A 786-nucleotide genomic window follows, 5' to 3' on the forward strand; every position below is an offset into this window, starting at 1 on the left:
TCCACCGGGTCTCCATTAGTTAGCCAATCGATTTCGCTAAAGTGGGATGCAGAGACAGTGGTCCGATTGATATACCAGCGGATCAGTTCGTCTCTGTTAGCCTCGGAATGTCAGACGACAGTTCATTCAACATGAAGCAAGTGGCAGTATAAGAAATTTGCAATCAGCAGAACCTATAAAGTCAATGCTGCTAACTGTTTTTTTATTTCGCTAATTTCCAGAGCCTTATCCTCGTCTCGTTTTATTAATTCCTGAATAGCAGCCAGCCCGTCGAGCAATAGAGGAGTATTATCAAGATGAAAATAACCACCCACCTCCTTAACATACTGAGGATCGATATTCTTGATTTGCTGAGAGATTATACCTCGTCGGACTGGACCAGCTTTTTCTGCGTCTTTGTTGAAAATAAAATTCCAGAATTGCAATTGTTTAATATTATTCAGCGCAAATTCTGTGTCGAGCCTGCTTGTTTTTGTTTTTAAACGCCCGTCAGAGACGGGAGACGTGACGAGCTCTTTCCAGTTTCCCTGTGTTCCCGAGGTTGTCGAACGCAAGAAGACTCGGCCCCCGTCTGCGTCTTGAAACGCTAACTGACATCTATAACCAGTGCTATTCCCATTTAACTGCAATAGTGAACATCCAGCAATTCCTGGCAACGGATTGCCAATCATATCAAGTGTCCCCCAATATAGGCCTGTGGGAAGATTCCCCTCATTTGTAGCGCGTGGAGCTGCTTCCGGAGGGTCGTAAACATTCCAGCCGGAATTGCCACGTGTACAATAATCC

Annotated in this window: 1 protein-coding gene; it reads right to left on the bottom strand. The window is 44.9% G+C overall.

Going from position 1 to position 786, the window contains the following annotated elements:
• Positions 1-173 precede the first annotated feature (173 nt).
• Positions 174-786, bottom strand: a 613-nt coding sequence (locus OOJ60_RS24535) for a tail fiber domain-containing protein (RefSeq protein WP_205613308.1), incomplete at its 5' end; no start/stop codon positions are given.

Origin of the sequence: Citrobacter sp. R4, assembly GCF_026719175.1 — a bacterium.
GTDB lineage: Bacteria > Pseudomonadota > Gammaproteobacteria > Enterobacterales > Enterobacteriaceae > Citrobacter_A > Citrobacter_A sedlakii.